The organism is Photorhabdus machadonis (assembly GCF_052657765.1).
The window spans coordinates 1807094-1832848 of record NZ_CP199761.1; the positions used below are offsets into that span (position 1 = coordinate 1807094).

The 25755-nt window shown below is 44.3% G+C and carries 22 protein-coding genes and 3 pseudogenes; 22 read left to right on the forward strand and 3 right to left on the reverse strand.

From position 1 onward, the window contains the following. Window positions 1-127 precede the first annotated feature (127 nt). Window positions 128-1285 (forward strand): MFS transporter, encoded by a 1158-nt coding sequence (locus ACUN2T_RS08930; RefSeq protein ID WP_445497168.1) that lies wholly within the window; start codon window positions 128-130, stop codon window positions 1283-1285. A 238-nt stretch (window positions 1286-1523) separates the two neighbouring features. On the opposite strand, the gene ACUN2T_RS08935 is transcribed toward ACUN2T_RS08930, so the two are convergent. Both ACUN2T_RS08935 and suhB read right to left on the reverse strand, forming a co-directional pair. After that, a protein-coding gene (locus ACUN2T_RS08935) for an IS5 family transposase (protein WP_445497837.1) occupies window positions 1524-2365 on the reverse strand; the annotation gives its coding sequence in 2 pieces (ribosomal slippage) (window positions 1524-2023 and window positions 2023-2365; 843 coding nt in all). Window positions 2366-2801: 436 nt separating this feature from the next. Continuing rightward, on the reverse strand, window positions 2802-3605 hold the full coding sequence (gene suhB, locus ACUN2T_RS08940; protein ID WP_445497169.1) for an inositol-1-monophosphatase: 804 nt from the start codon (window positions 3603-3605) through the stop codon (window positions 2802-2804). A gap of 125 nt (window positions 3606-3730) precedes the next feature. On the opposite strand from suhB, the gene trmJ reads away from it, so the two are divergent. From trmJ to ACUN2T_RS08995, 11 genes and pseudogenes are all read left to right on the forward strand, one after another. Next, window positions 3731-4465, forward strand: coding sequence for a tRNA (cytosine(32)/uridine(32)-2'-O)-methyltransferase TrmJ (trmJ, locus tag ACUN2T_RS08945; protein ID WP_445497170.1), 735 nt, complete (start codon window positions 3731-3733; stop codon window positions 4463-4465). 81 nt (window positions 4466-4546) lie between these two features. After that, window positions 4547-5041, forward strand: a complete 495-nt coding sequence (iscR, locus tag ACUN2T_RS08950; protein ID WP_445497171.1) for a Fe-S cluster assembly transcriptional regulator IscR — start codon at window positions 4547-4549, stop codon at window positions 5039-5041. A gap of 49 nt (window positions 5042-5090) precedes the next feature. Then, window positions 5091-6305 (forward strand): IscS subfamily cysteine desulfurase, encoded by a 1215-nt coding sequence (locus ACUN2T_RS08955; RefSeq protein WP_445497172.1) that lies wholly within the window; start codon window positions 5091-5093, stop codon window positions 6303-6305. A gap of 27 nt (window positions 6306-6332) precedes the next feature. Then, entirely contained in the window at window positions 6333-6719 is a 387-nt protein-coding gene (iscU, locus tag ACUN2T_RS08960) for a Fe-S cluster assembly scaffold IscU (RefSeq protein WP_445497173.1), read from the forward strand. 103 nt (window positions 6720-6822) lie between these two features. Further along, on the forward strand, window positions 6823-7146 hold the full coding sequence (gene iscA, locus ACUN2T_RS08965) for an iron-sulfur cluster assembly protein IscA (RefSeq protein ID WP_350306165.1): 324 nt from the start codon (window positions 6823-6825) through the stop codon (window positions 7144-7146). Between the two features lie 37 nt (window positions 7147-7183). Continuing rightward, window positions 7184-7705 carry a co-chaperone HscB gene (gene hscB / locus ACUN2T_RS08970; protein ID WP_445497174.1) on the forward strand — a complete coding sequence of 174 codons (522 nt, stop codon included), beginning with the start codon at window positions 7184-7186 and terminating at the stop codon, window positions 7703-7705. A gap of 11 nt (window positions 7706-7716) precedes the next feature. Beyond that, on the forward strand, window positions 7717-9567 hold the full coding sequence (gene hscA / locus ACUN2T_RS08975) for a Fe-S protein assembly chaperone HscA (protein ID WP_445497175.1): 1851 nt from the start codon (window positions 7717-7719) through the stop codon (window positions 9565-9567). Between the two features lie 2 nt (window positions 9568-9569). Next, entirely contained in the window at window positions 9570-9905 is a 336-nt protein-coding gene (gene fdx, locus ACUN2T_RS08980; protein WP_445497176.1) for an ISC system 2Fe-2S type ferredoxin, read from the forward strand. 17 nt (window positions 9906-9922) lie between these two features. Beyond that, window positions 9923-10123 (forward strand): Fe-S cluster assembly protein IscX, encoded by a 201-nt coding sequence (gene iscX / locus ACUN2T_RS08985; protein ID WP_445497177.1) that lies wholly within the window; start codon window positions 9923-9925, stop codon window positions 10121-10123. Window positions 10124-10305: 182 nt separating this feature from the next. Continuing rightward, a complete protein-coding gene (pepB, locus tag ACUN2T_RS08990; protein WP_445497178.1) occupies window positions 10306-11601 on the forward strand; it encodes an aminopeptidase PepB in 1296 nt (431 codons plus the stop codon). A gap of 66 nt (window positions 11602-11667) precedes the next feature. Continuing rightward, window positions 11668-12060: pseudogene (locus tag ACUN2T_RS08995) on the forward strand (enhanced serine sensitivity protein SseB C-terminal domain-containing protein); the annotation flags it as partial. A 57-nt stretch (window positions 12061-12117) separates the two neighbouring features. Here ACUN2T_RS08995 and tnpA read toward each other — a convergent pair. Continuing rightward, window positions 12118-12438, reverse strand: a pseudogene (tnpA, locus tag ACUN2T_RS09000) (IS200/IS605 family transposase); the annotation flags it as partial. Window positions 12439-12467: 29 nt separating this feature from the next. Between tnpA and ACUN2T_RS09005 the strand changes: the two are divergent. The 10 genes and pseudogenes from ACUN2T_RS09005 to ACUN2T_RS09050 form a co-directional block, all read left to right on the forward strand. Further along, window positions 12468-12752: pseudogene (locus ACUN2T_RS09005) on the forward strand (zinc ribbon domain-containing protein); the annotation flags it as partial. 172 nt (window positions 12753-12924) lie between these two features. Further along, complete coding sequence (locus tag ACUN2T_RS09010; protein ID WP_445497179.1) at window positions 12925-13110, forward strand: hypothetical protein; 186 nt, start codon at window positions 12925-12927, stop codon at window positions 13108-13110. Then, window positions 13079-13492, forward strand: coding sequence for a hypothetical protein (locus ACUN2T_RS09015; protein WP_445497180.1), 414 nt, complete (start codon window positions 13079-13081; stop codon window positions 13490-13492). Before ACUN2T_RS09010 ends, ACUN2T_RS09015 begins: the two co-directional genes overlap by 32 nt. A gap of 1 nt (window position 13493) precedes the next feature. Beyond that, the gene (locus ACUN2T_RS09020) at window positions 13494-14120 is read left to right on the forward strand and encodes a LysE family translocator (protein WP_350306174.1); all 627 of its coding nucleotides are present in this window, start codon (window positions 13494-13496) and stop codon (window positions 14118-14120) included. 389 nt (window positions 14121-14509) lie between these two features. Further along, window positions 14510-15310: an MBL fold metallo-hydrolase gene (locus ACUN2T_RS09025; protein ID WP_445497181.1), complete on the forward strand. Its 801-nt coding sequence runs from the start codon at window positions 14510-14512 to the stop codon at window positions 15308-15310. A 13-nt stretch (window positions 15311-15323) separates the two neighbouring features. Continuing rightward, window positions 15324-15548 (forward strand): hypothetical protein, encoded by a 225-nt coding sequence (locus ACUN2T_RS09030; protein WP_445497182.1) that lies wholly within the window; start codon window positions 15324-15326, stop codon window positions 15546-15548. 753 nt (window positions 15549-16301) lie between these two features. Further along, a complete protein-coding gene (locus ACUN2T_RS09035; protein ID WP_445497183.1) occupies window positions 16302-21332 on the forward strand; it encodes an alpha-2-macroglobulin family protein in 5031 nt (1676 codons plus the stop codon). A 57-nt stretch (window positions 21333-21389) separates the two neighbouring features. Continuing rightward, a complete protein-coding gene (pbpC, locus tag ACUN2T_RS09040) occupies window positions 21390-23711 on the forward strand; it encodes a peptidoglycan glycosyltransferase PbpC (RefSeq protein WP_445497184.1) in 2322 nt (773 codons plus the stop codon). A gap of 221 nt (window positions 23712-23932) precedes the next feature. Beyond that, window positions 23933-24361 carry a nucleoside-diphosphate kinase gene (gene ndk / locus ACUN2T_RS09045; RefSeq protein WP_046973573.1) on the forward strand — a complete coding sequence of 143 codons (429 nt, stop codon included), beginning with the start codon at window positions 23933-23935 and terminating at the stop codon, window positions 24359-24361. A gap of 181 nt (window positions 24362-24542) precedes the next feature. Next, a complete protein-coding gene (locus ACUN2T_RS09050; RefSeq protein WP_445497185.1) occupies window positions 24543-25721 on the forward strand; it encodes a bifunctional tRNA (adenosine(37)-C2)-methyltransferase TrmG/ribosomal RNA large subunit methyltransferase RlmN in 1179 nt (392 codons plus the stop codon). Window positions 25722-25755 lie beyond the last annotated feature (34 nt).

A 25755-nucleotide genomic window follows, 5' to 3' on the forward strand; every position in this document is an offset into this window, starting at 1 on the left:
AAAGTAATTATATCAAATCATCATGCTGTCTAATAATCCCCCGAAAAACATCAACAACCCCTAGTCAATCATAATGCATAAAATTTATTTGTTATGGTATTGTTAACTATGTAAGGATGGCAACACTATGAAAAAAGTTCTTTTTTTAGCTATAGGTATGTTTGCTCTGGGTTTTGATGCCTATATTATCGCTGGACTTGTGCCGGGAATTAGTGATAGTTATCAAAAAAGTGTTTCTCAAGTAGGACAGTCTGTAAGTATATTTACTTTATGTTATGCAATATCTGCCCCTCTATTTGCTTCACTTTTAGCAGGTAAACCTATAAAAAAAGTCCTATTAACTTCTATAATAATTTTTGGACTTGCGAATGCATTAACCGCAGTTTCTCCAAATTTTTCTGTGTTTTTGATATCAAGAGCGATTGCCGGTGTTGGTGCTGGTTTGTTTTCACCATTAGCTGTGGCTGGAGCAACTATGCTAGTGCCTGTGGAAAAGAAAGGGCGGGCACTTGGCTTAACGATAGGTGGTATGAGTATGGGAACTGTATTAGGTGTTCCTATGGGGCTTTATATCGCTGACCAATTGAATTGGCAATCTGCAATGTGGTTTGTCGTTCTTCTTAGTTTAATTTCAGCTTTAAGTATCTTTAAATTTTTACCGCATGTTCCAGTTATTGCGCCACCGGCTATGAAAGAAAGAATTGCAATGTTTTTAGATAAAAGAGTTGCTGTCACTGTATTAATAACGTTCTTTGCAAGTATTGCAAGCTTAGGTTTATATACCTATTTATCTCCATTATTACAGGATCTCAATAACTTAAGTAATTTAGCATTATATTTATGGGCTTGGGGATTAGGTGGTTTGTTTGGTAGTATATCAATTGGGTATTTAATTGACTACTTTAAAGCGCCAAAAATTTTAATGACAATTATCTTGATTATTCTAACATGCTCTGTCATATGCATCCCAGTCATGATTAATCTATCGTTTATAAAATATTTGCCGTTTTTCATATGGGGAGCTATGGGATGGGCATCAGGAGCTCCTCAGCAACACATTTTATTATCTTATCAGCCTAAACACGGAAGTGCTGCCGTTGCTCTCAATAGTTCGGTTAACTATCTAGGAAGTTCGGTAGGAGCCTCATTGGGTGGCGTAGTGATATCTCTGGGAATGGGGACCATGGCTCTAATTTATTTTGCAGTTCTCTTTATGGTAATTTCATTAGGCCTTCAGTTCTATAGTATGAAAAGTAATGCTTTTAAGATAGTAAATACTAAGTAAAAATCTAAAAATCCGCCTTCATAGAAGGCGGCATTAATTTCGCTTCAGATGGGTGCTATCAGTTCAGATTCTTAGAGCTTTCACTTCATATTTCTCGAAAATAATTGATTATACAAATGCTCATGTTTTTCCTGACATTTCACATATTCCTTATCATTCCTTCATTTATCGGTCCTGTTCTCAAAATATGCATTTAGGATTTCCTTGTATAGTACAATTTAGTCCTAGGCTGCGTCCCTTAATTATTTAACCGCCTGTAAAAGAGTCGAATACAGCCTAATTTCACCATGGACAAATAGTGTCGGGCGGTTTTTTCGTAACGGGTTGCAATACGCCGATTTCCTTTCAGAAAACCGAAACAGCGTTCGACAACATTGCGGTTACGATAAGCCGGTTCATCAAATTGCGTACGACCATCAGAACAGCCTTTTTCATTGATTTTATAAGGAATTACGCTCTTGATCTTCAATTTACGCAGATAACCGCGAAGCTTTCTACTCGAGTCCCCTTTGTCTGCCAGCACCGCTTTGCCGCGCCGTTTCAGGAAACCATTTTTGCGTTGTATACCAATGCCGTCGAGCAAAGGGATGGCGGATTGACTTTCATGAGCTTGCCCAGCGGTCAACATCAGGTTGAGGGGAAAACCCTTTCCGTCGGTTGCCAGGTGGATTTTGGTGCCATAACCACCGCGTGAGCGACCCAGCGCATGATCGTCAGTGATATCGGGATGTTTTTTTTCGCGCCTGCCGCATCTTTACTCGCGCGAATATTGCTGCCATCCAGGCAAATTTCAGCCCAGTCAATCGAGCCTTTTTCATCCAGAATGGACAGTAACCAATTAAATATCTTGTTGATAATGCCCGATTTTGACCAGCGATTAAATCGGTTATAGACCGTTTTCCAAGAACCATAGCGTTCAGGTAAATCACGCCACGGTGCTCCAGAGCACAAGACCCAGAACATTCCATTCATCACACGGCGGTGTTCAACATGTGGACGTCCTGCCCGCTCTGAATGGACCGGAGGTAAACAAGGTTCTATCACTACCCATGCGTCATCAGGAATGTCGTAACGTGCCATCATCTTTTTCCCATATTGAAAACAGTTTAGATGATAGTACTATCAATTTACATTAAGGGACACAGCCTAGTATCAACCAGATTGAAGCACGGGAACTGGGCAAAACATTGATTCATGTGATTGGCAGGGAAGGTGATTTGGTGGGACATCTGTGTTAATTCAGTTCTCAGGGATTCCAGTGGTTAATCCGCAGAAAAGAAGGCTACCAGGTTGACTATCAGAGCGAAACGCAAAAATTTGGTCAGGTGGCAGAGGATCTGTCTTTTCACGTGGCTGGCTTGGTTGATTATAAAGGCGAGAAATAGGATTTGGTGATGTGTAGCTACCTATGCATCTTTATATTATGCCGGTGAGAGTATCCTTTCGAGGTAAAAGATGGAATTGCAGGTTTAAAGGATATCGCCGTGCAATTCCTGCTTTAAAGATTGGTTTTGAATTAACGCTTCAATGACTCTGATAACTCATCACGCATTTCGGCCAGAATATCTTTAACAACGCGTGGATTACCCGCAACAATGTTGCCGGAATGAATGTAATTATGACCACCAACGAAATCGGTTATGATGCCGCCCGATTCACGTACTAACAGTTCGCCACCCATAAAATCCCACGGTTTCAGACCAATTTCAAAGTAACCATCAACCCGACCTGCCGCAACATAAGCCAAATCCAGCGCGGCTGAACCGGTACGGCGGAAATCAGCACAACGAACAAACAATTTGCCCAAAGTATTAATAAAAACAGTGGAATGTTGTTTTGCTTTGAATGGGAAACCTGTCGCCAGAACAGTACCATCCAGATCGCGGGCATTGGTGCCACGCAGACGGTAGCCATTCAACTGAGCACCCTGACCACGGGCTGTGGAGAAAAGCTCGTTACGCATTGGATCATAAACAACAGCAACTTCAGTACGGCCTTTGATGCGTACTGCAATAGAAACGGCGAAGTGAGGGAGGCGTTTGATAAAGTTAGTGGTGCCATCCAGTGGATCGATTACCCATTGAATATCATCATCTTCGCCTGGCAATTCACCACTCTCTTCAGTAATGATTGAGTGTTTAGGATAAGATTTGCGGATAACGTCGATAATGAGCGCTTCTGCGGCTTTGTCAATGTTGGTGACAAAGTCGTTACTGCCTTTTTGGCTAGCTTCAACCGCATCGGGAGTTTCATAATTTTTGGCAATCAGGTTGCCGGCTTTACGCGCCGCACGTATGGCGATGGTTAGCATCGGATGCATGGGATATCTTCCACCAGGATGTTAAAGAACGGATAATTAATCGGCGCGAAGTATAGCAGTAGTTCGGAAAAATGGCTAACGCTGTGTTAAGATATTTGGTTCTTATAACTAATCCAGAAGTTGTCATGTTAGAAAATATCCGCATTATCCTGGTTGAAACTTCCCACACCGGGAATATGGGTTCAACCGCCCGGGCAATGAAAACAATGGGATTAACAAACCTTTATCTGGTTAATCCACTGGTTCAGCCAGATTCCCATGCGATTGCGCTTTCTGCTGGTGCCAGCGATGTTATTGGTAATGCGACTATTGTTGATAGTTTGGATAAAGCGCTGGCTGGCTGTGAACTGGTGATTGGCACCAGCGCCCGTTCAAGAACCCTCTCATGGCCGATGGTCGAACCCCGTGAATGTGGCGAGCGCAGTGTTCAGGAAGCTAAATATGCGCCAGTGGCAGTTATCTTCGGACGTGAGCGCGTAGGGCTGACCAATGAAGAGTTGCAGAAGTGTCATTATCATCTGAATATCCCGACTAACCCGGAATACAGTTCGTTAAATCTGGCTATGGCGGTCCAGCTTGTCAGTTATGAAATTCGTATGGCATATCTGGCGTGTCAGGATAAACCTGAGCAGAAAACAGATGAGACCGAATATCCATTAGTTGATGATATAGAACGTTTTTATCATCATCTTGAACGTGTATTATATGATTCTGGTTTCATCAGGAAAGCTCATCCTGGTCAAATAATGAATAAGTTAAGACGGCTTTTTACCCGCGCCCGACCTGAAACGCAGGAGCTGAATATTCTGCGTGGTATCCTGACCTCCATTGAAAAATGGGCGAAAGAAAAGAATAGTTGAGTAAATTACTCGGTTAAATAGTTGACTAAAATACTCAGGAATGACACAATTTCGCCATATTTCACCACGGGGTAATCATTTATGAGATTGACATCTAAAGGGCGTTATGCAGTAACTGCCATGCTTGATGTGGCGTTACACTCACAAGAAGGTCCGGTACCACTGGCCGACATCTCTGAACGTCAGGGTATTTCCCTCTCTTATCTTGAGCAGTTATTCTCTCGCTTGCGCAAAAATGGTCTGGTTTCAAGTGTCCGTGGTCCGGGTGGTGGTTATTTATTGGGCAGAGATGCCGGGAAAATTGTTGTCGCTGAAGTTATTTTCGCTGTTGATGAATCGGTAGACGCGACGCGTTGCCAGGGCAGAGAAGGGTGTCAGGGCGGTGATCGCTGTCTGACTCATACTTTATGGCGCGATTTAAGTGATCGTATCACCGGTTTCCTGAGTAGCATCAGTTTAGAAGAATTAGTTAATAACCAGGAAGTATTAGACGTTGCTGGTCGCCAGGATAACGATAAGCGCCGCGCACCTCACGGCAGAGCACAAGAAACAATTAATGTTAATCTGCGCGCATAAGCAGAGCTTGTGATGAATTGAAGTATTAGAAGTAGGGAGCATGTGAGTAATGAAATTACCAATTTATTTAGACTACTCAGCAACAACACCGGTTGATCCGCGTGTTGCTGAAAAGATGATGCATTATCTGACCATGGACGGGGTATTTGGTAACCCGGCTTCCCGTTCTCACCGTTTTGGCTGGCAGGCTGAAGAAGCGGTTGATATTGCCCGTAATCAGATTGCTGATTTGGTGGGTGCCGATCCCCGTGAGATTGTTTTCACTTCCGGTGCAACGGAATCTGACAATCTTGCTATTAAAGGTGCTGCTAATTTTTATCAGAAAAAGGGCAAGCATATCATCACCAGCAAAACCGAACATAAAGCGGTTCTGGATACTTGCCGTCAGTTAGAGCGTGAAGGATTTGAAGTCACTTATCTGGCACCTCAGAGCAATGGACTGATTGATTTAAACGATCTGGAAGCCGCAGTGCGTGATGACACCATTCTGATTTCTATCATGCATGTTAACAATGAAATTGGTGTGGTGCAGGATATCGCCGCTATCGGCGAAATGTGCCGTAGCCGCGGTATCATTTTCCATGTTGATGCGACTCAGAGCGTAGGTAAATTACCTATCGACCTGACCAAACTGAAAGTGGATCTGATGTCTTTCTCTGCGCATAAAATTTATGGGCCGATGGGGATTGGCGCATTGTATGTTCGCCGCAAACCACGCATTCGTATTGAAGGTCAACAGCATGGTGGCGGTCATGAACGTGGTATGCGTTCCGGTACTTTGCCTGTTCACCAGATTGTCGGTATGGGTGAAGCTTACCGTATTGCCGGGCAGGAAATGGAAAGTGAATCTCAGCGCTTGCGTGGCCTGCGTTTACGCCTGTGGCAGGGTATCAAAGATATCGAAGAAGTCTTCCTTAATGGCGACTTGGAACATGGTGCACCGCAGATTCTGAATGTCAGCTTCAACTATGTTGAAGGCGAATCACTGATGATGTCATTAAAAGATCTGGCGGTTTCCTCTGGTTCTGCATGTACGTCTGCCAGCTTGGAACCCTCCTACGTATTGCGTGCGCTGGGTATGAATGACGAACTGGCACACAGTTCTATTCGTTTCTCTTTAGGGCGCTTTACCACGGAAGAAGAGATCGACTACACCATTGAACTGATTCACAAATCTATTGGCCGCCTGCGTGAACTCTCTCCACTGTGGGAAATGTTCAAACAAGGTGTGGATATTAACAGTATCGAATGGTCTCATCACTAATCAGACGGTTTCAGGAGTAATAACATCATGGCTTACAGCGAAAAAGTAATTGATCACTATGAAAACCCACGTAACGTCGGTTCTTTTGATAATGAAGATCCAACGGTTGGCAGCGGCATGGTCGGTGCTCCTGCGTGTGGTGACGTCATGAAACTGCAAATCAAAGTCAATAATGAAGGTATTATTGAAGATGCGCGTTTTAAAACTTACGGTTGCGGTTCTGCAATCGCTTCCAGCTCTTTAGTCACTGAGTGGATGAAGGGCAAATCTCTGGAGCAGGCAGAATCGATCAAAAATACTGAAATTGCAGGTGAGTTAGAATTGCCACCCGTGAAGATTCACTGCTCTATTCTGGCTGAAGATGCCATTAAAGCGGCTATTGCCGATTATAAAAGTAAGCGCCAGGGCAAGTAATTGCCCTTGATAATAAGAAAATAGAACATGAATTTGGTGGATACTGGTTGTTATATATCATCCAGTATCCGCCATTGCTGGTTTTAAAAAGTGAGGTTGTTGTATGTCAATTTCCCTTACAGAAAGTGCTGCACAACGCGTTTCGTCATTCCTGGGCCACCGTGGAAAAGGCGTCGGCTTACGTCTTGGTGTCAGAACATCAGGCTGCTCAGGCATGGCCTATCTGCTTGAGTTTGCCGATGCGATTAATGAAGACGACACCGTGTTTGAAGAGAAGGGCGTCAAAGTTATTATAGACGGCAAGAGCATGGTCTATCTCGACGGTACAGAACTGGATTTTGTTAAAGAGGGCCTTAACGAAGGCTTTAAATTCAACAACCCGAATGTTTCCAGCGAATGTGGTTGTGGAGAAAGTTTTAACGTTTAATTCCGTTTTTCGGCCAAATCCAGAGTAAGTTTAGATTATGGACTATTTCACTTTATTCGGGCTGCCGGCTCGTTATGCTATTGACCGTGAACAGCTGACATACTGTTATCAGGAATTGCAGCGTCAGTTTCATCCTGATCGCTTTGCTAATCAGCCGGAGCGTGAAAAAACGCTGGCTTTGCAGCAGGCAGCGACTATCAATGACGGCTATCAGATACTCAAACATCCACTGAAACGCGCTGAATATATGCTTTCTTTGCATGGTTTTGATTTAGCCAATGAGCAGCACACCATGAATGACCACACTTTTCTGATGGAACAGCTCATGTTACGGGAAGAGTTGGAATTGATTGAAAGTAAAGCGAATGCAGAAGCGGCACTGGCTGATTTCGCTGAACGTCTGAACGGGATGATTAAAACCCGCAGTCAACAAATGGAACAACAATTGAATGACCAGCAGTGGGAACAGGCGGCCGATACCGTTCGTAAATTACGTTTTCTGGATAAATTGCAGCAGCAGGTTGAACAACTGGAAGAACGTTTACTGGACGACTTTTAAGGAAAGCGTATATGGCTTTATTACAAATCAGCGAGCCGGGTTTATCCGCTGTACCACATCAACGTCGTTTAGCTGCCGGTATTGATTTAGGCACGACGCATTCATTAGTTGCCACTGTGCGCAGTGGGCAAGCGGAAACACTGATGGATAGCGAAAACCGTTATCTGCTTCCTTCTGTTGTCCACTACCATGAAAAGGGTATTGAAATTGGCTGGCAGGCCCGTCGACAGGCGGCGCATGATCCGGTTAATACCATCAGTTCTGTGAAGCGCATGATGGGGCGTTCTCTGGCTGATATTCAGCAACGTTACCCAAATCTTCCTTATCAATTTCAGGCGAGTGAAAACGGTCTGCCGTTAATCAATACGGTGACGGGTTTGGTCGATCCTATTCAGGTTTCTTCTGAAATTCTTAAATTGTTGGCACAGCGTGCAGAAGAAACACTGGATGGTCAGCTTGATGGGGTTGTGATCACTGTTCCAGCCTACTTTGATGATGCCCAGCGTCAGGGAACAAAAGACGCCGCGCGTTTAGCCGGATTACATGTTCTGCGTCTGCTTAATGAACCCACTGCCGCTGCGATTGCCTACGGGCTGGATTCTGGTCAGGAAGGGGTTATCGCGGTTTATGATTTAGGTGGCGGTACATTTGACGTTTCCATTCTCCGATTAAGCCGTGGTGTCTTTGAAGTGCTGGCAACCGGCGGTGACACCGCACTGGGTGGGGATGATTTCGATGCGATACTGGCTGATTGGATCCGTGAACAGGCGGGTATTGGCAATCGTGATGACCATCGTCTGCAACGCCAGCTATTGGATGTTGCCACCGAGGTGAAAATCGCCTTGAGTGATGCTGATGTTGCAGAGATAGACATTACCGGCTGGCAGGGAAAAATCACCCGTCTCGAATTTGAGGCACTGATTACCCCGTTGGTAAAACGGACTTTGCTGGCAAGCCGCCGGGCATTGAAAGATGCTGAAGTCTCTGCGGACGAAGTTTTACAAGTGGTGATGGTGGGGGGCTCAACCCGTGTACCGTTGGTTCGTCATAGGGTTGGCGAATTTTTTGCCCGTGAACCACTGACTGCCATTGATCCTGATAAAGTTGTTGCTGTCGGTGCATCAATTCAGGCGGATATTTTGGTGGGTAACAAACCGGATAGTGACATGTTGCTGCTGGATGTTATTCCGTTGTCACTTGGGCTGGAAACGATGGGGGGCTTGGTTGAAAAAGTCATTCCACGCAATACAACCATTCCGGCTGCAAGAGCGCAGGAATTCACGACCTTCAAAGACGGCCAGAGTGCGATGAGTATGCATGTGGTACAAGGGGAAAGGGAATTGGTGAGTGATTGCCGTTCACTGGCCCGTTTTACCCTGCGTGGTATTCCGCCATTACCGGCGGGTGGCGCTCATATCCGGGTCACGTTCCAGGTGGATGCTGATGGCTTGTTGAGCGTGAGCGCGTTGGAAAAATCCACGGGTGTAGAAGCCTCCATTCAGGTGAAACCGTCTTATGGTTTGTCTGATGAAGAAATCGCCCGCATGATAAAAGATTCTATGGCGAATGCTCAGGAAGATATCAATGCGCGCAAACTGGCAGAACAAAAAGTAGAAGCGGCGCGGGTACTGGAAAGTGTCACCAGTGCGTTAGAAAAAGATGCCGATCTGCTGAATGCACAAGAACACGCGGCGATTGATACTGCCGTAGAAACACTGATAAAAAGCGTTCAGGGGAGTGATCCTGAAGAGATTGAGAACGCAATTAAACAACTGGATAAGCAAACGCAGGAATTCGCTGCACGCCGGATGGATTCATCTGTTCGTCGGGCGTTGGCGGGCCATTCTGTGGACGAGATTTAATTATGCCGAAAATTATATTTTTACCTCATAACGATCTTTGCCCTGATGGCGCAATTTTGGAAGCCAAAGAAGGGGAATCCATTCTGAATGTTGCATTGCGCAATGGGATTGAGATTGAGCATGCTTGTGAAAAATCCTGTGCTTGCACCACTTGCCACTGTATCGTTCGTGAAGGTTTCGATTCACTGGATGAGAGTTCTGAACTGGAAGACGACATGCTGGATAAAGCTTGGGGGCTCGAACCGGAAAGTCGTCTGAGTTGTCAGGCCAGAGTCTCGGACGAAGACTTGGTTGTCGAAATTCCAAAATACACCATTAACCATGCCCGTGAGCACTGATTGGCAGGAGAATATCAATGAACCTGAAATGGTCTGATAGCCGTGAAATCGGTGAAGCGCTGTTTGACAAATTTCCTGATTTGGATCCAAAAACGGTTCGCTTTACTGATATGCACCAATGGATTTGTGATCTGGATGATTTTGATGATGTGCCTGAAAAATCCAATGAAAAAGTTTTGGAAGCGATTCTTTTGGTCTGGCTGGATGAGTTTGAGTAACAAATAGCATTAATTTGTTATTTATCTGTCACGGTTTTAAGGTAGTCTGAGCTTTAATGAAAAACTGGCTTTAGCCAGTTTTTTTATAGGGTTAATATCTGGCAGACGAATAATTATATGGGTGGAAGTCTGAATAGAATCCTGGCTGCCATCAAGCGGTGAATAATAAGAGGTGAGAAAGAATGACTAAACAAATCATGCCAATAACACTGTCTTATGAGCCAGCAGCAGCATGCTGGGGTGAAAAAGCGCTGATTAGTTCGAGTGAGCAAGGGATGACGATTCATCTGACGGGTAAAGGCAAATTGGGTGCGGTTCAACGTGCCGGGCGTAAAATTGATGGTCAGGGAATTCGTCATGTAGCTTTGGTTGGCGAAGGCTGGGATTTAGAAAAAAGTTGGGCATTCTGGCAAGGCTTCCGTGCGCCAAAAGGCAACCGTTCTATTGAATGGCCTCAATTGCCGGCGGCTGAAAAACAAGAATTGGAAAGCAGAATTAAAATTATTGATTGGGTGCGTGACACCATCAATATGTCAGCGGAAGAGCTTGGGCCGGAACAATTAGCGAAGCGTGCTATTGACCTGATGTGTGGCGTTGCTGGTGAAGCGGTAACTTATCGCATTACCAAAGGCGAAGATTTACGTGAACAAGGTTATGCTGGTATCCATACTGTTGGTCGTGGTTCTTCCCGTGATCCGATATTGTTGGCGCTGGATTACAACCCGACTGACAACCCACACGCGCCGGTATTCGCCTGTTTGGTGGGTAAAGGCATCACATTTGATACCGGTGGCTACAGCCTGAAACAATCTTCTTTTATGGATTCCATGAAATCGGATATGGGCGGAGCGGCAACGCTGGCGGGTGCGCTGGCATTGGCAATCAGCCGTGGCCTGAAACAGCGCGTTAAACTGTTCCTCTGTATTGCGGATAACATGGTCAGTGGTAATGCCTTTAAACTGGGTGATATTATCCGTTACCGTAATGGTAAATCTGTTGAAGTCATGAATACGGATGCAGAAGGTCGTTTAGTGCTGGCTGATGGTTTAATTGATGCTAGCAGAGAGAAAGCGAAGTTAATCATTGATGCAGCCACCCTGACTGGTGCAGCGAAAATGGCTGTGGGTAATGATTATCACTGTGTATTCAGCTTTGATGATAAACTGGCGGCTGATTTATTGGCTGCATCAGAATCTGAGAATGAATTGTTTTGGCGTTTGCCACTGGCTGAATTCCACCGTAGCCAATTGCCATCGAATTTTGCTGATTTGAACAATATTGCTGCCCCATCACATACTGCCGGTGCCAGTACTGCGGCGGCTTTCCTGTCTCACTTTGTGGAAGAATACCAAAAGGGCTGGGTTCACATTGACTGCTCTGCGACTTACCGTAAATCTGCGGTAGAGCATTGGTCGGCGGGTGCAACAGGTTATGGGGTTCGTTCGATTGCTAATTTGTTGTTGGTGAAAGCGAAATAAATCCATTTTATATAAAAAAACTGATTGGAGATTTTTATGAGTTCATTAAATGAATTAGTTTCGGTTGAAGTTGATGTGCCAAGTGGCAGCGCGATAACACTTAGCCAGCCGGAAGAATATCCTTCGCAGCTCATTGAAGCTTTGATCAGTTTATTTAGTCAGCGTAAACCTATTCGTCGTGCTTTTATCATTCAAGCCCATGATAAAAATGTGGATGAGAAACCCAATTTATTAATTGGGCTGGAAATGAATGGCATGGAGGATGAGATTGAACAGCTAATTCAGGAAGCAGGCGGTATTGCCTGCGAATACACCTCCGAAGCAGAACCGATTGACTTCTGCCTGGTTGATGAAAAGGAACGTGGTATCAGCCATTATTTGATTCAGCATACACAGCCATTTTATCAGCGTAAATTAGGCAGTTGGTTACGGGGGAATATTCCGGTAATGAATAAGTGACCATTTAGCAATTGCCCCGTAAACCGTCGCCCAATCGGGCGGCGATAGAAGGGCGAGCTAACGAGGGGTTTCCTGCGATCTGACATAGGTTTTCAACGTTTCAATCGTTGCGCCACCTGCATTACATGCAAAATAAGAACGTGACCATAGTGCACGGGTTTTTGACTGACGAGATAAATGCGTATTTAAAATTCTGATATGGCGGCGGCTGACTGATTTTAAATTATTAACCAGTACACTGATTGCCAATTTGGGTGGATAAGCCACCAATACGTGAACGTGATCAGCTTCTCCGTCCATTTCCAGTATCTCAATTTCAAGCCGTTTGGCTGCGGATAAAAAAGCTTCTCGGATTTGTTGGATTATCGTTCTATCTAAATCCACGGGTGAAAAAATCGCGTATCCCTAGCAGGCGGGAATACAAAGCGGAACAAAAAGGCGTTTATGTGGTGAAACTCGATCAGTGGTACGCCAGTTCCAGAAGGTGTCATGGTTGTGGTGACAAGATGTCGGAAATGCTGCTGCATAAACGGCGCTGGCAATGCCCTGAATGCGCGGTAGAACATGACTGCGGCATCAATGCGGCTATCAACATCCGGCAAAAAGGGATAGTTGAATTACAGGCAGCGGGACACGTCGTCTCTGCTCATGGAGGCCTGCGTAAATCCGTTGCACCAACAGTTGCGGCCTGAGAAGTGGAAAGCCTCGCCGTTTACGGTGAGGAGCAGTCACAGACCAAGCCTATAGATCTTGATATAGAACAATGCATAAAATCGGCTCGGTTGAGGAAAGCGAGAATCGCTATCCAGCTACCGGATAAAGTGATTAAACGTTGCAGTAGTTTTTGCTATAGGAATGTATTTGATGAGGTCTTTATTGCACCTTCATCGTCGCATTGTATTTCTTATCTGCCAAACAGGTATCATTACTATTGTGGAAATTTATCGCGAACATGCCTGGTGTCGGAGAGCATTTCATATCAGTTATCTGCCAGGATTAGCAATGGTGAAAACTGGTTGTGGGTATTGGCCTTCCAGTTCCAGCAATTAATCATATAAAGCGTAGAGAGGAAGACAAAACGTTTACGGCGTATATTGAATCCGGTGTTAAAGGAGAAATTATCTACGATGGCGAGGGATTTGGTATATGCAAAAATGGCAGAAAAGTTTTCTCTCAGGCCGCTATGTTTAAAAGGATATGGAATGGAGACATTGATCATGCTGTACTGGGGATCGGGGAAATTGACAAGGATGGCAATGTGAATGTGTCCCATCTCGGTGGTAAGTTCTATGGTATAGGAGGTTTCATCGATATTAGTCAATCGATTAATAAAATTTCATTTTGTTTTAGAAAAAAAACAGCATTGGAGCGGCTGTCTCATATTATTTTCCGTGTCGATGATGAAAAAGATGTTGAATATTTAGTGGGGTAATATGAGTAGTGAACAAGGATTTATTATTAGTTTCTGTACTATATTATTAGTAGGTATTGCTAGCCCTGGACCAGGTTTCTTGGTCACGATGAAAAATGCGGTTACGTATTCAAAATCTGTAGCAATGATGAGTGTAGTCGGTATTGCAACGGCCAATTCATTATTCACAACTTTGGCGTTAGGCGGGCTTACTTTTGTTTTGAAAGAACCTGCAATACTGTCTGCTTTCTATATATTAGGAGGAACATACCTGATTTATTTAGCTTATCGATTATTTCGAATAAAACCAATGAGCGATATTGAGTTGAACACATTATCTGATAAGCGAGACTGCACATTTAAGTCTGGATTTATATTGCAACTCTATAATCCTAAAGCAATTTTACTCATTAGTAGCGCTGTGTCAGTTAGCATACCACAGGATACTAATATAAGTATTTCAGTGATTATGATCTCAATGGCTTTCATAATCAGTTTCTTGTGGTACGGAGGGATAGTTATGATTATAAATTATCAGAAAATTCGTGATTACTTACTGATTAAAATTCACTTGGTTAATAAACTGTCTTCGCTGATTATATTTTTCATGGCTATGAAAATCTATTATTCTGCGCTGAACTTAATGTAAATTTTGATAATTAACCTGAACTCTGGATAAAATATGATTAAATTGATTTATATTGATAAATGTTGTGTTAGTTTATTTTATTAAATTATTTTTATGATTTTTCTCAGAGTTTTATGTTTTAAACAATATGCTTGTTTCTACCTGTAAATATATGTTGCACAGCAAGATATAATAATCACATGTTAATATTGCAAGATAATAAATATAATGGGGAGATAATCATTTCATGTTGAAGAATTAACTTGTGGCAGAGCAGCGATAATTTGTGATCTGCTTATAAGAATGTGACGATATAATGGCCTTTCATTATTTTATTGACGTGAATCAATGCTATTGTTACCCGTATCGTTTAATAGATGCATTACGTCAACAAAACTAATGGATATGCCATGTCATTAAAAATAACTGTACTTCTTGAAAATAGAACATCTGACTCATATTTGATAGCTAAACCGGGTTTGAGTCTTTTACTTGAGGATGGTGAAGAGAAGATAATTTTTGATACCGGCCCAGATGGCAGCTATCTTGAGAATGCGAACAGGATGGGAATATCTGTTGATGATATATCCAGGATTGTTATCTCCCATGGTCATTCTGACCATATAGGTGGTGTTAATTATTTTCCCCATAATGCTAAATTAATATGTCATCCCGATGCGTTAAATGAGAAGTATTATGGTGTTATGTTTAAAAATCTTGCTTTAAGATTTAAAAAAACATCGGGTAAAATTAATAAAAGAATTAAAAAGAAAGTCTTTTTTCGTTTAACAAAATCGCATGTGAAGATAAGTGAACGATTTGTTTTTTCAGGTGAAATAGCAAGTAATCATCGGAAAGCCTGTGGTTTAGTTAGAAGGCGCTCTTGGGCTAATGATTATATACTTGATGACAGTGCATTAATTTGGAAAAGTGATAATGGGCTTGTGATTATTATTGGCTGTGGTCATTCGGGTATTTGTGAAATAATTAATCACGCTAAGATGATTACCGGTGTGGATAAAGTATGCGCAGTAATAGGTGGGCTGCATTTGAAGAGGGCATTACCGACAGAGTTATTGAAGATCAGAGAATTTTTTGTAAAAGAAAATATAAAAGAAGTCTATGGATGTCATTGTACCGGTAGCTGGGGAAGGCTCTGGTTGCCAAATGTTAAGCAACTGAAAACAGGACAGGTGTTATTAGTGGAGTAACATGGTGAAAGGTATGCAGAAAATGGATTTTCATTGGGTTATTACTTCATTTGCTACGGCGTTGGGGTGGGCGGTTTTTGCTGCTTTAAATAATTGGATTTATAGTAACGATTTGTTAATATTTTTATTTTTATTTTTATTTTTATTTTTATTTTTATTTTTATTTTTATTTTTATTTTTATTTTTATTTTCGTTTTCTATTGCATTTTTTATTACAGAGGATTTTATTTTTTTATAAAAAATAATTTAAATAATGGAAGTTTAATGAGAGTAATTATTGCCACTTTTGATAAGAAAGTGGCATCATATATCAATGTATTTTAAGTTTTATGTTGCTGGATTTGTTTTATCGTTAAATGTGGTTATAATGGTCATATTAGCCAATATTAATTGTGATTATTATTCTTGGTAATTTTATTATATATTATTGGGAGTTATGATTGGATTATTTAATGATGATTTTTCTAAATGCTTTAATATTGTTGTTGGCAATGGTGCTTATATTTAATTTCTTATTTTTCATTTGAATATTATAAATAACCAATTGATTAATATAAGTTATTTTCTGCTGTCGTGTCAATGTAATGATAATGTTTTTTCTTTTTCTTTTTCTTTTTCTTTTTCTTTTTCTTTTTCTTTTTCTTTTCTATAATTTCTGGTTAACTTCTAATATATTTTTTAATTTAATGATTAATATAGAGAAATAGTTTGTTATGTATTGGGTAAGCAAGATATTCTTAAGACATATAGAGTTCTTAATCAGAGATTGAATCAATAAATTCAGATTTATTTATCGCCTTTATGATATTTAATTTGTCAAAATAAGGCGTTATTATATGAACTTAATGTCTGTACGTTGTCTTATGGTATATAGAGTAGAGGTGGTATTCAGTTGCTTATATTTTCTTGATTTAAGTTTAATATGTTGATTTACAAAACTATTTATTAAATCCTACTACCGGTTGGTTGGGATAAGGCAGGGGTTATAGTCATGAATCAAAGTCAATTCTGGCGGTGGCCGGAAAGAAAAAAGCATTATTTTGCTGTGATGTTAGCTTCTTTGCTGATGCTTGCTGGTTGTGATCAGTCTGACAACACTGATAATAATAAAGCGGCGCAATCGCAGTCCACAGAAATTCAAAGCGCAAAAGCACCTCAACAGTCAAATACTCCACCAAAATCAGTAAAACAGAAAGATGCGACATCACTGGCTGAACTGGCAAAACGTTATGCCGGTAAAGAGGTGACTATTCTGGATGCCTCAGAAGTTCAACTTGATGGCGCCAGCGCGATGGTGGTGACATTTTCTGTTCCTTTAGATCCGAATCAGAATTTTGCTCAAAATGTCCGTTTGGTGGATGTAAAACAGGGCAAGCTTGATGGAGCGTGGGAGTTGTCAGATAACATGATGGCGCTTCGCCTGCGCCATCTGCCGCCATCCCGTAAACTGCAACTGACCGTAGATAAAGGCGTTAAAGGCATCAATGAGCGTCAGCTTGAAACCGCGTATGAGAAAACGCTGACAACCGAGACGATTTCTCCGTCTGTTGGTTTTGCCAGCAAGGGCTCTTTGTTGCCAAGTAAAGTAGCCGAAGGTTTGCCAGTGTTAGCACTCAATGTGAACAGTATTGATGTTAACTTTTTTAGGATAAAGGAGACGGCATTACCCTCTTTTATTGCACAGTGGCAATATCGCAACAGCATGAATTCTTGGGAATCTGAAGAAATACTTAAAGATGCGGAATTGGTTTATACCGGCCGTTTCGATCTGAATCCAACACTGAATACCCGCGAAAAGTTACTGTTGCCATTAAATAACATTAAAGCGTTGCAGAAAGACGGTGTTTATATGGCGGTGATGCAGCAAGCGGGTAAATACATTTATGCCAACCCGGCGACAATGTTCACGCTAAGTGATATCGGTGTCTCCGTGCACAGCTATCTGGATAAGATGGATGTGTTTACCCAATCTCTGGAACAAGGCGACAGCCTGAAAGGGGTGGAAGTCCGTCTGTTGGATGAGAAAGGGCAGTTATTGTCAAAAGCAACAACAGATGCTGATGGACACGCCAGTCTAGAGAAAAATGCGAAAGCTAAACTATTGCTCGCTACCCGTGACAACCAAACCAGTATGATTGATTTGGTATCACCGGCGCTGGATCTGTCTGAGTTTGATATCGCTGGTCCACAAGGATACAGCAAGCTGTTTTTTGTTTTCGGGCCTCGTGATCTCTATCGCCCCGGTGAGACGCTGATTGTGAATGGGCTATTGCGTGATGGTGACGGTCGTGCAATTAAAAGCCAGCCAGTTAAAGTTGATGTATTAAAAACCGATGGTCAGGTTGTCCGTAGTTTTGTTTGGCAACCTGAAAACGGGTTGTATCAGTATCGCTACACGATTCCTGAGTCAGCGGCTACCGGACTCTGGTCGTTACGTTTTGATCTGGGCGATAACAAGCCCCGTTATTACAAGTTCAATGTAGAAGATTTTATGCCGGAGCGTATGGCGCTGGAAATTAGCAGTGAAGTGCAACCGGTGATGAAAAACCACAGTGTCGATTTCGACATCAAAGGCCGTTACCTGTATGGCGCACCCGCAGCGGATAATCGTCTGCAAGGGCAGTTATTCCTGCGCCCAAACCGTGATGCGGTCGCCAAATTGCCGGGTTATGAGTTTGGTGCCGTCACTGAAGAAAATCTCAGTCGTACATTGGATGAATTTGATTTGACGCTGAACAGTGGTGGTGAAGCCGCATTGAATGTCAGCGCGGACAACTGGAGTTCAGTCTCTTCGCCGGTAAAAGTGATTGTTCAGGCCAGTCTGCTTGAATCTGGCGGCCGCCCGGTGACACGTCGGGTTGAACAAGCGGTTTGGCCGGCGGAAAAACTGGTTGGTATTCGTCCGCTGTTCAATCAGAAAGCGGTTTATGACTATCGTACCGGTCGTGACCAGAGCCGCTACAATGTGGATGAAAATTCATTGGCTGAATTTGAGCTGGTTTATGCAGATGCCAATGGCAAAAAATATGCCGCGAAAGATCTGACCGCCCGTTTGATTTATGAACGTCATGATTACTATTGGCGCTGGTCGGATGGTGAAGGCTGGCAGTCAGGCTATGATCAGAAAGATTTGGTGATGGCGGATGAACATATCCAGATTGCGCAGGATGGTACCGCAAAGGTCAGTTTCCCGGTTGATTGGGGTTCGTACCGTATTGAGGTTATCAATCCAGAGAATCAACTGGTTAGCAGTGTTAATTTTTGGGCAGGTTATTCATGGCAGGATAATACCGGTGGTACCGGTGCCGTTCGTCCTGATCAGGTAAAACTGTCTCTGGATAAACCGGCTTATCAGGTGGGTGAGAAAGTAAAACTGCATATAGCCGCACCACAGGCAGGTAAAGGTTATCTGTTGGTGGAGTCCAGTGAAGGGCCGCTCTGGTGGCAGGAGATTGATGTACCGTCACAAGGTCTGGATGTGGAAGTGCCGGTTAATAAAGAGTGGCGCCGTCATGACCTTTATCTGACTGCCGTGGTTATTCGTCCGGGTGATAAATCCCGTCAGGCGACGCCAAAACGTGCAATTGGTGTGTTGCATCTGCCATTGGCGGATGAAAACCGCAAACTGGAGTTGACGCTATCCGCGCCGGAAAAAATGCGTCCGAATCAGAACCTGACAGTTAAAGTTAAGGTTACACCACAGCAAGAGCAGAAATTGCCTAAACAGGTTAATGTGCTGCTTTCTGCGGTAGATACTGGCGTACTCAGTATCACTGATTTTAAAACCCCGGATCCTTATGAGGCTTTCTTTGGCCGTAAGCGCTATAGCGTCGACCAATATGATGTGTATGGTCAGTTGATTGAAGGTGAAGGTCGTCTGGCAAATCTGCGTTTTGGTGGTTCTGGTGATGAAGATGCCCCTGCCCGAGGTGGTAGAAAACCATTAACTGAGGTGCAGATTATTGCTGAACAGGCACAGCCTGTGACATTGGATGAAAAGGGGGAAGGGGAGGTTGTTCTGCCAATTCCTGATTTCAATGGTGAGCTGAGGCTGATGGCTCAGGCGTGGAGTGAAGATGAGTTCGGTCATGGTGAAAGTAAAATTGTCATTGCCGCACCGGTGATTACACAGATGGCGTTACCTCGCTTTATGGCGGGGGGGGATCGTTCATTGCTGTCGTTGGATCTGACCAATTTAACCGAACAGACGCAAAACTTGACCTTAAACTTTACGGCTAATGGGCTGATTAAATTAGAGGATGCGGCCAGCAAGGTAATAACCTTGGAAAAAGGTCAACGTACAACAGTGGAAATTCCTGTCACGGCTGATCATGGCTTTGGTCAGGGAGAGGTTTCTCTGACGATTAATGGCCTGAATTTGCCGGGTGAAGTTCTGAAACAGTATAAAAATAGCTGGAAGATTGGTGTGCGTCCGGCACAGCCAGCAGAAACCAGGCTGTTTGCTGAAGTTATCCACCAAGGAGAAAATTGGCAGTTGCCGTTAGATGCCATATCGGGTTTAGCGCCAGCAACGCTCGAAGGCCAGTTGTTACTGACCAGTCGTCCGCCGTTACAGATTTCACGCTATATTCGTGAACTGTACGCCTATCCGTATGGCTGCCTTGAGCAGACTATCAGCGGACTTTACCCGTCGCTCTATTCAAATGAAGCGGAGCTGAAAAAACTGGGTATCAAAACGGACAGCGACAGCAAACGCCGGGCCAGTATTGATGAGGGAATTATTCACTTGCTCAGTATGCAGCGTCATGATGGGGGTTTTGCCTTGTGGGACCGAACCGGTGATGAAGAATACTGGCTGACGGCTTATGTCACCGATTTCTTGTTCCGTGCGAGCCAGCGAGGTTATAGCGTACCCAAGGAAGTGCTGAATTCTGCCAATAACCGTTTGCTACGTTATTTACAGGATAAGAATATTATTAACTATCGCTACAGCCAGAATCAGGAAGCCATGCGGTTCTCGACTCAGGCTTATGCCGGTTTGGTGCTTGCCAGCCAGCAGAAAGCGCCGTTGGGGGCTTTAAGACAAGTTTATGAGCGTCGTTCTCAGGCAGGAAATGGTTTGTCGCTGGTACAACTGGGGGTTGCATTGAAGCTTATGGGTGATAACACCAGAGCGGATGAAGCTGTCCGCTTGGGGATCAATAAAAACCGTAATGATGATGTCGGATTGGGGGATTATGGCAGTTCCATCCGCGATAATGCACTGATTGTTGGGCTATTGACTGAAAACAATATGCTGCCAAAAGATCGTGATGAGAAATTACTGGTTCTATCTGATGAGTTGACATCCCGTGACTATTTCTCAACTCAGGAGAGTAATTCACTCTATCTGGCCGGGCGTTTCTTTATCGATACTTCAGAACAACCGTGGGAAGCGGTGGTTAATCAGCAGGTTCCACCGTTGAGTCGTGACAAGTCATTGAGTCAGGTGATGAATGCGGAACAGATTCTGCAAGGTGTTGATATCAGTAACCGTGGCAACAGCACACTCTATTCTCGCCTGAATGTCGTGGGTTACCCGCTCAATTCGCCGAAACCCTACTCTAATGTGCTGAAAATTCAGCGTAGCTATCTGGATATGCAGGGTAATCCCATTTCTATTGACCGTCTGAGAAGTGGCGAAATGGTGGTGGTGAAGCTGGTAGTCAGTTCAGATAAATCAGTACCGGATGCGCTGATTGTTGATTTACTGCCTGCCGGTCTGGAAGTGGAAAACCAGAATCTGGCTAACAGCAGTGCCAGTTTGAGTGACAGTGCCGCGAATCTCCAGGAGCTGATTGGTGATATGCAACAGGCAACTATTCGTCATACTGAATATCGTGATGACCGGTATGTGGCGGCAGTCGCGGTTGATTCCACTCAGCCAGTGACATTGCTCTATCTGGCTCGTGCTGTGACGCCGGGTGTCTACACTATTCCTGCACCTCAGGTTGAATCTATGTACGTGCCTTACTGGCGTGCGGTAGGCTCTACACCTGAAAAACTGGAAGTTGTCCGCTAAACCCTGTCAGCCCTTATGCTCAGGTGTAAGGGCTGATTGCTCGTCAGGTATTCTTGCATGAAAAAAAGGCATCACCTTATTTGGCTGATTGTGCTGTTGCTGTTTCTGATCCCGGTGGGTTTATGGCTGGCAGATAAAATTTGGCCTCTGCCACTGCGTGAAGTCAAAATGGCGCGTATTGTCGTAGGTGAAGATGGGACTCCGCTTTGGCGTTTTGCCGATGATGAAGGGGTTTGGCGTTACCCGGTGAGGTTGGATCAAGTGTCACCGGAATATATTCAGGCATTGCTGACGTATGAAGATCGCTGGTTCTATCAGCATCCAGGGGTTAACCCGTTTTCGCTTGTCAGGGCTGCATGGCAGGATATTCGGGCGGGTAAAATTCTATCCGGTGGCAGTACGCTTTCAATGCAAGTGGCGCGGTTGATTGATCCGCATTCACGTACTTTGGGTGGGAAGCTGAAACAGATTTGGCGTACTTTACAGCTTGAATGGCACTATTCCAAAGATGAAATTCTCGAAATGTATCTCAACCGTGCGCCGTTTGGTGGCACATTACAAGGCGTCGGAGCGGCGAGTTGGGCTTATCTGGGCAAACCACCATCTGAACTCTCGGCGGGCGAAGCTGCTTTGCTGGCTATTTTGCCGCAGGCACCCAGCCGTTTAAGACCGGATCGTTACCCTGAACGGGCACAAGCCGCCCGTGACAAGGTTATGCAACGGTTGGCGCAGTATAAAATCTGGCCGGAAGATAAAGTGGCTGATATTCGGCAAGAGATGCTATGGCTGGCTCCCCGGCAGGTACCACAACTCGCCCCGCTTCTTGCCAGGCGAATGGCTAAAGGTCATCGTCAGGAAATCATCAAAACAACCATTGATGCAGGATTACAGCGCCAGCTTGAGGATATGGCGGTGAATTGGAAGTACCAGTTACCGGAGAAAACTTCTGTTGGGGTGTTGGTGGTTGATCATACCGATATGGCGGTGAAAGCCTATATCGGTTCGCTGGATTTTCGGGATGACAGCCGTTTTGGTCATGTGGACATGATAAATTCGTGGCGTTCGCCAGGATCAACGTTGAAGCCTTTTTTGTACGCAATGGCGTTAGATGATGGGTTGATTCATGGGGAATCACTGTTACAGGATGTGCCTCGCCGTTTTGATTATTACCGTCCGGGAAATTTTGACAGTGGCTTTAATGGGCCGGTCAGTGTCAGTGAGGCATTGGTTCGTTCCTTGAATTTACCCGCGGTGCAACTACTCGAAGTATATGGCGCCAAGCGGTTTACAGCCAATATGCGTAATGTGGGAACAATATTGCGTTTTCCTCCCGGCAGTGAGCCTAATTTATCATTGATTCTTGGTGGAACGGCAACCCGGATGGATCAGTTGGTGGCGGCTTACTCCGCGTTTGCCCGTCAGGGGAAGGTTTCCCCTCTGAGATTTACACCGCAGCAGAAATTGCGTGACAGACAACTGTTTTCCCCCGGCGCTGCGTGGATAGTCCGACGGATTATGGCCGGAGAAGGTCTCCCGCAACCTGATGATGTATTGCCAGCACAAGTGCCACTGGCCTGGAAAACCGGGACCAGCTATGGCTACCGCGATGCCTGGGCTATCGGCTTAAATGCCCGCTATACCATCGGTGTCTGGGTTGGCAGGCCGGATGGAACGCCGGTTACCGGACAGTTCGGTTATGCCACGGCGGTTCCGATAATGAATCAGGTCAATAACTTGTTGCTGGCAAATATGCGAAATGGTGCTCAACGGATCCCCTCTGATCCACGTCCGGCAAGTGTGAGTCAGGCAATCATTTGTTGGCCGGGAGGCCAGAGTCTGCCAAAGGGAGACAGTAATTGTCGCCAGCGTCGTTTGAGCTGGATTCTGGATAACACCATTCCGCCTACGTTGCCTTCTGTGGGGCAAGAAAGTATTTCTGGCATCAAGGAACAGGTATGGCTGGATAAACAGGGGTGGCGTGTCGCGCCTGATTGCCCTGATGCTCAACCAAAAAATATCACTTTATGGCCGATTAGCCTGGAATCATGGTTACCAGCGGAAGAGCGGCGGGCGCAGCGTTTGCCATCGGTTAATCCTCAGTGTCCACCGCTGAAATCAGATGAAGCTCCGCTGTTGATCGTCGGCATTCATAACGGAGATATATTGAAACGGCTTCCCGGTCTTGGCAGCCTTGATTTACGTATTACGACGCAAGGCGGTAGTGGTGGGCAACAATGGTGGTTTCTCAATGGAGAACAGATTATGACCACAGAAAATAATCAAGGGCTTGTGCAGACATTGACTCAACCGGGTAAATATCAGCTTAGTGTTTTGGATTTGGGTGGACAGGTTAATTCTGTCAATTTTATCTTGAAGTAAACGATTCAGGTAAAAGTGTGATTTGTACGAAAAAATGGTAATTTTCGCTAAGAAAAATTTAATAGAATGTTATGTTTTCTGTAGGCAACCGCCATTTGGGCCCCTATAATCAACGCCTCTTTTATCCCCGCTAGGGTTGCGGGATAAGTATTAGCCGGTTAACTTATCGGGATAAAAAATTAAAATTATCAGTTGCTGAAAAAAGAACCAAGAGGTTATTCATGACGGTTGAACGTACTTTTTCGATTATTAAACCTAACGCAGTGAAGAAAAATGCTATCGGGTCTATTTATGCCCGTTTTGAAAGCGCAGGGTTTAAAATTATTGCCGCCAAAATGCTTCACCTGACCCGTGAACAGGCTGAAGGTTTCTATGCCGAGCACAAAGGCCGTCCTTTCTTTGATGGTCTGGTGGAATTTATGACTTCGGGTCCAATTGTGGTTCAGGTATTGGAAGGCGAGAATGCAGTACAACGTCACCGTGACTTGATGGGTGCAACCAATCCTGATAACGCATTAGCAGGTACTCTGCGTGCTGATTACGCAGACAGTTTTACTGAAAACGCAGTTCACGGCTCTGATGCTGTTGAATCTGCAAACCGTGAAATTGCGTATTTCTTCACAGAAGATGAAATTTGCCCACGTAATTGATTTGTCGTTACCCGTAGCATCATTGCATTAAAGTTTGTACAATGCCGCGCCCCGTTGTTAACTCAACGGGGCGTTTATTATTTGTCACTAGGCTAAACTGATAGTGATACCCGAATTGAAACTTCGTGCGTTGAATTCATCAACGCAGAGCCGAAAGTGTAACAACGAGGCGATATAAAAAATGTCCCAACCAAATACTGCGGCGCAATTTGCTGCTTCTGTTGTGTCTGAAACTCCAGAAAAAAAAGGCGGGAAAATTAACCTGCTTGATCTGAATCGTAAACAAATGCGTCAATTCTTCACCGATATGGGGGAAAAACCCTTCCGTGCCGATCAAGTGATGAAATGGATGTATCATTACTGCTATGACGATTTTGAGCAGATGACAGATATTAACAAAATCCTGCGGGCGAAATTGCAGCAAGTTGCTGAGATCCGTGCGCCTGAGGTAGCAGAGGAGCAACGTTCAGCCGATGGCACGATTAAATGGGCTATCACTGTTGGCGATCAACAAGTTGAAACGGTTTATATTCCGGAAGATGATCGGGCTACGTTGTGTGTCTCTTCTCAGGTAGGCTGTGCCCTGGAATGTAAATTTTGTTCTACCGCTCAACAAGGCTTTAACCGGAATTTGCGGGTTTCTGAAATTATTGGTCAGGTTTGGTGTGCGGCGAAAATTATTGGTTCACTGAAATCCAGTGGTCGTCGCCCGATTACCAATGTGGTTATGATGGGAATGGGTGAACCTCTGCTCAACCTGAATAACGTGGTTCCTGCAATGGAAATCATGATGGATGATTTTGGTTTCGGTTTGTCTAAACGCCGTGTGACGCTATCCACATCTGGTGTAGTACCCGCGCTGGATAAACTTGGCGATATGATTGATGTCGCTTTAGCGATTTCCCTGCACGCACCGACAGATGATGTACGTGATGATATCGTTCCTATCAACCGCAAATATAATATTGAGCAGTTCCTTGCGGGGGTGCGCCGTTATTTGACGAAATCTAATGCGAACCAGGGGCGTGTGACAGTGGAATATGTCATGCTGGATCATATTAACGACAGCGTGGAACAGGCGCATCAATTGGCTGAATGTCTGAAAGACACACCCAGTAAGATCAACCTGATCCCGTGGAACCCGTTTCCCGGCGCACCATATGGACGCAGTTCCAACAGCCGGATCGACCGTTTTTCCAAGGTGTTGATGGGATATGGTTTTACTACGATTGTCCGCAAGACCCGTGGTGATGATATTGATGCCGCATGTGGTCAGCTGGCGGGCGATGTGATTGATCGTACAAAACGGACATTGAAAAAACGTCAGGCAGGTGAACCTATTCAGGTAAGAACAGTCTGAATGTTGGTATGTCCTGTCATGCAGTAACTGAAAT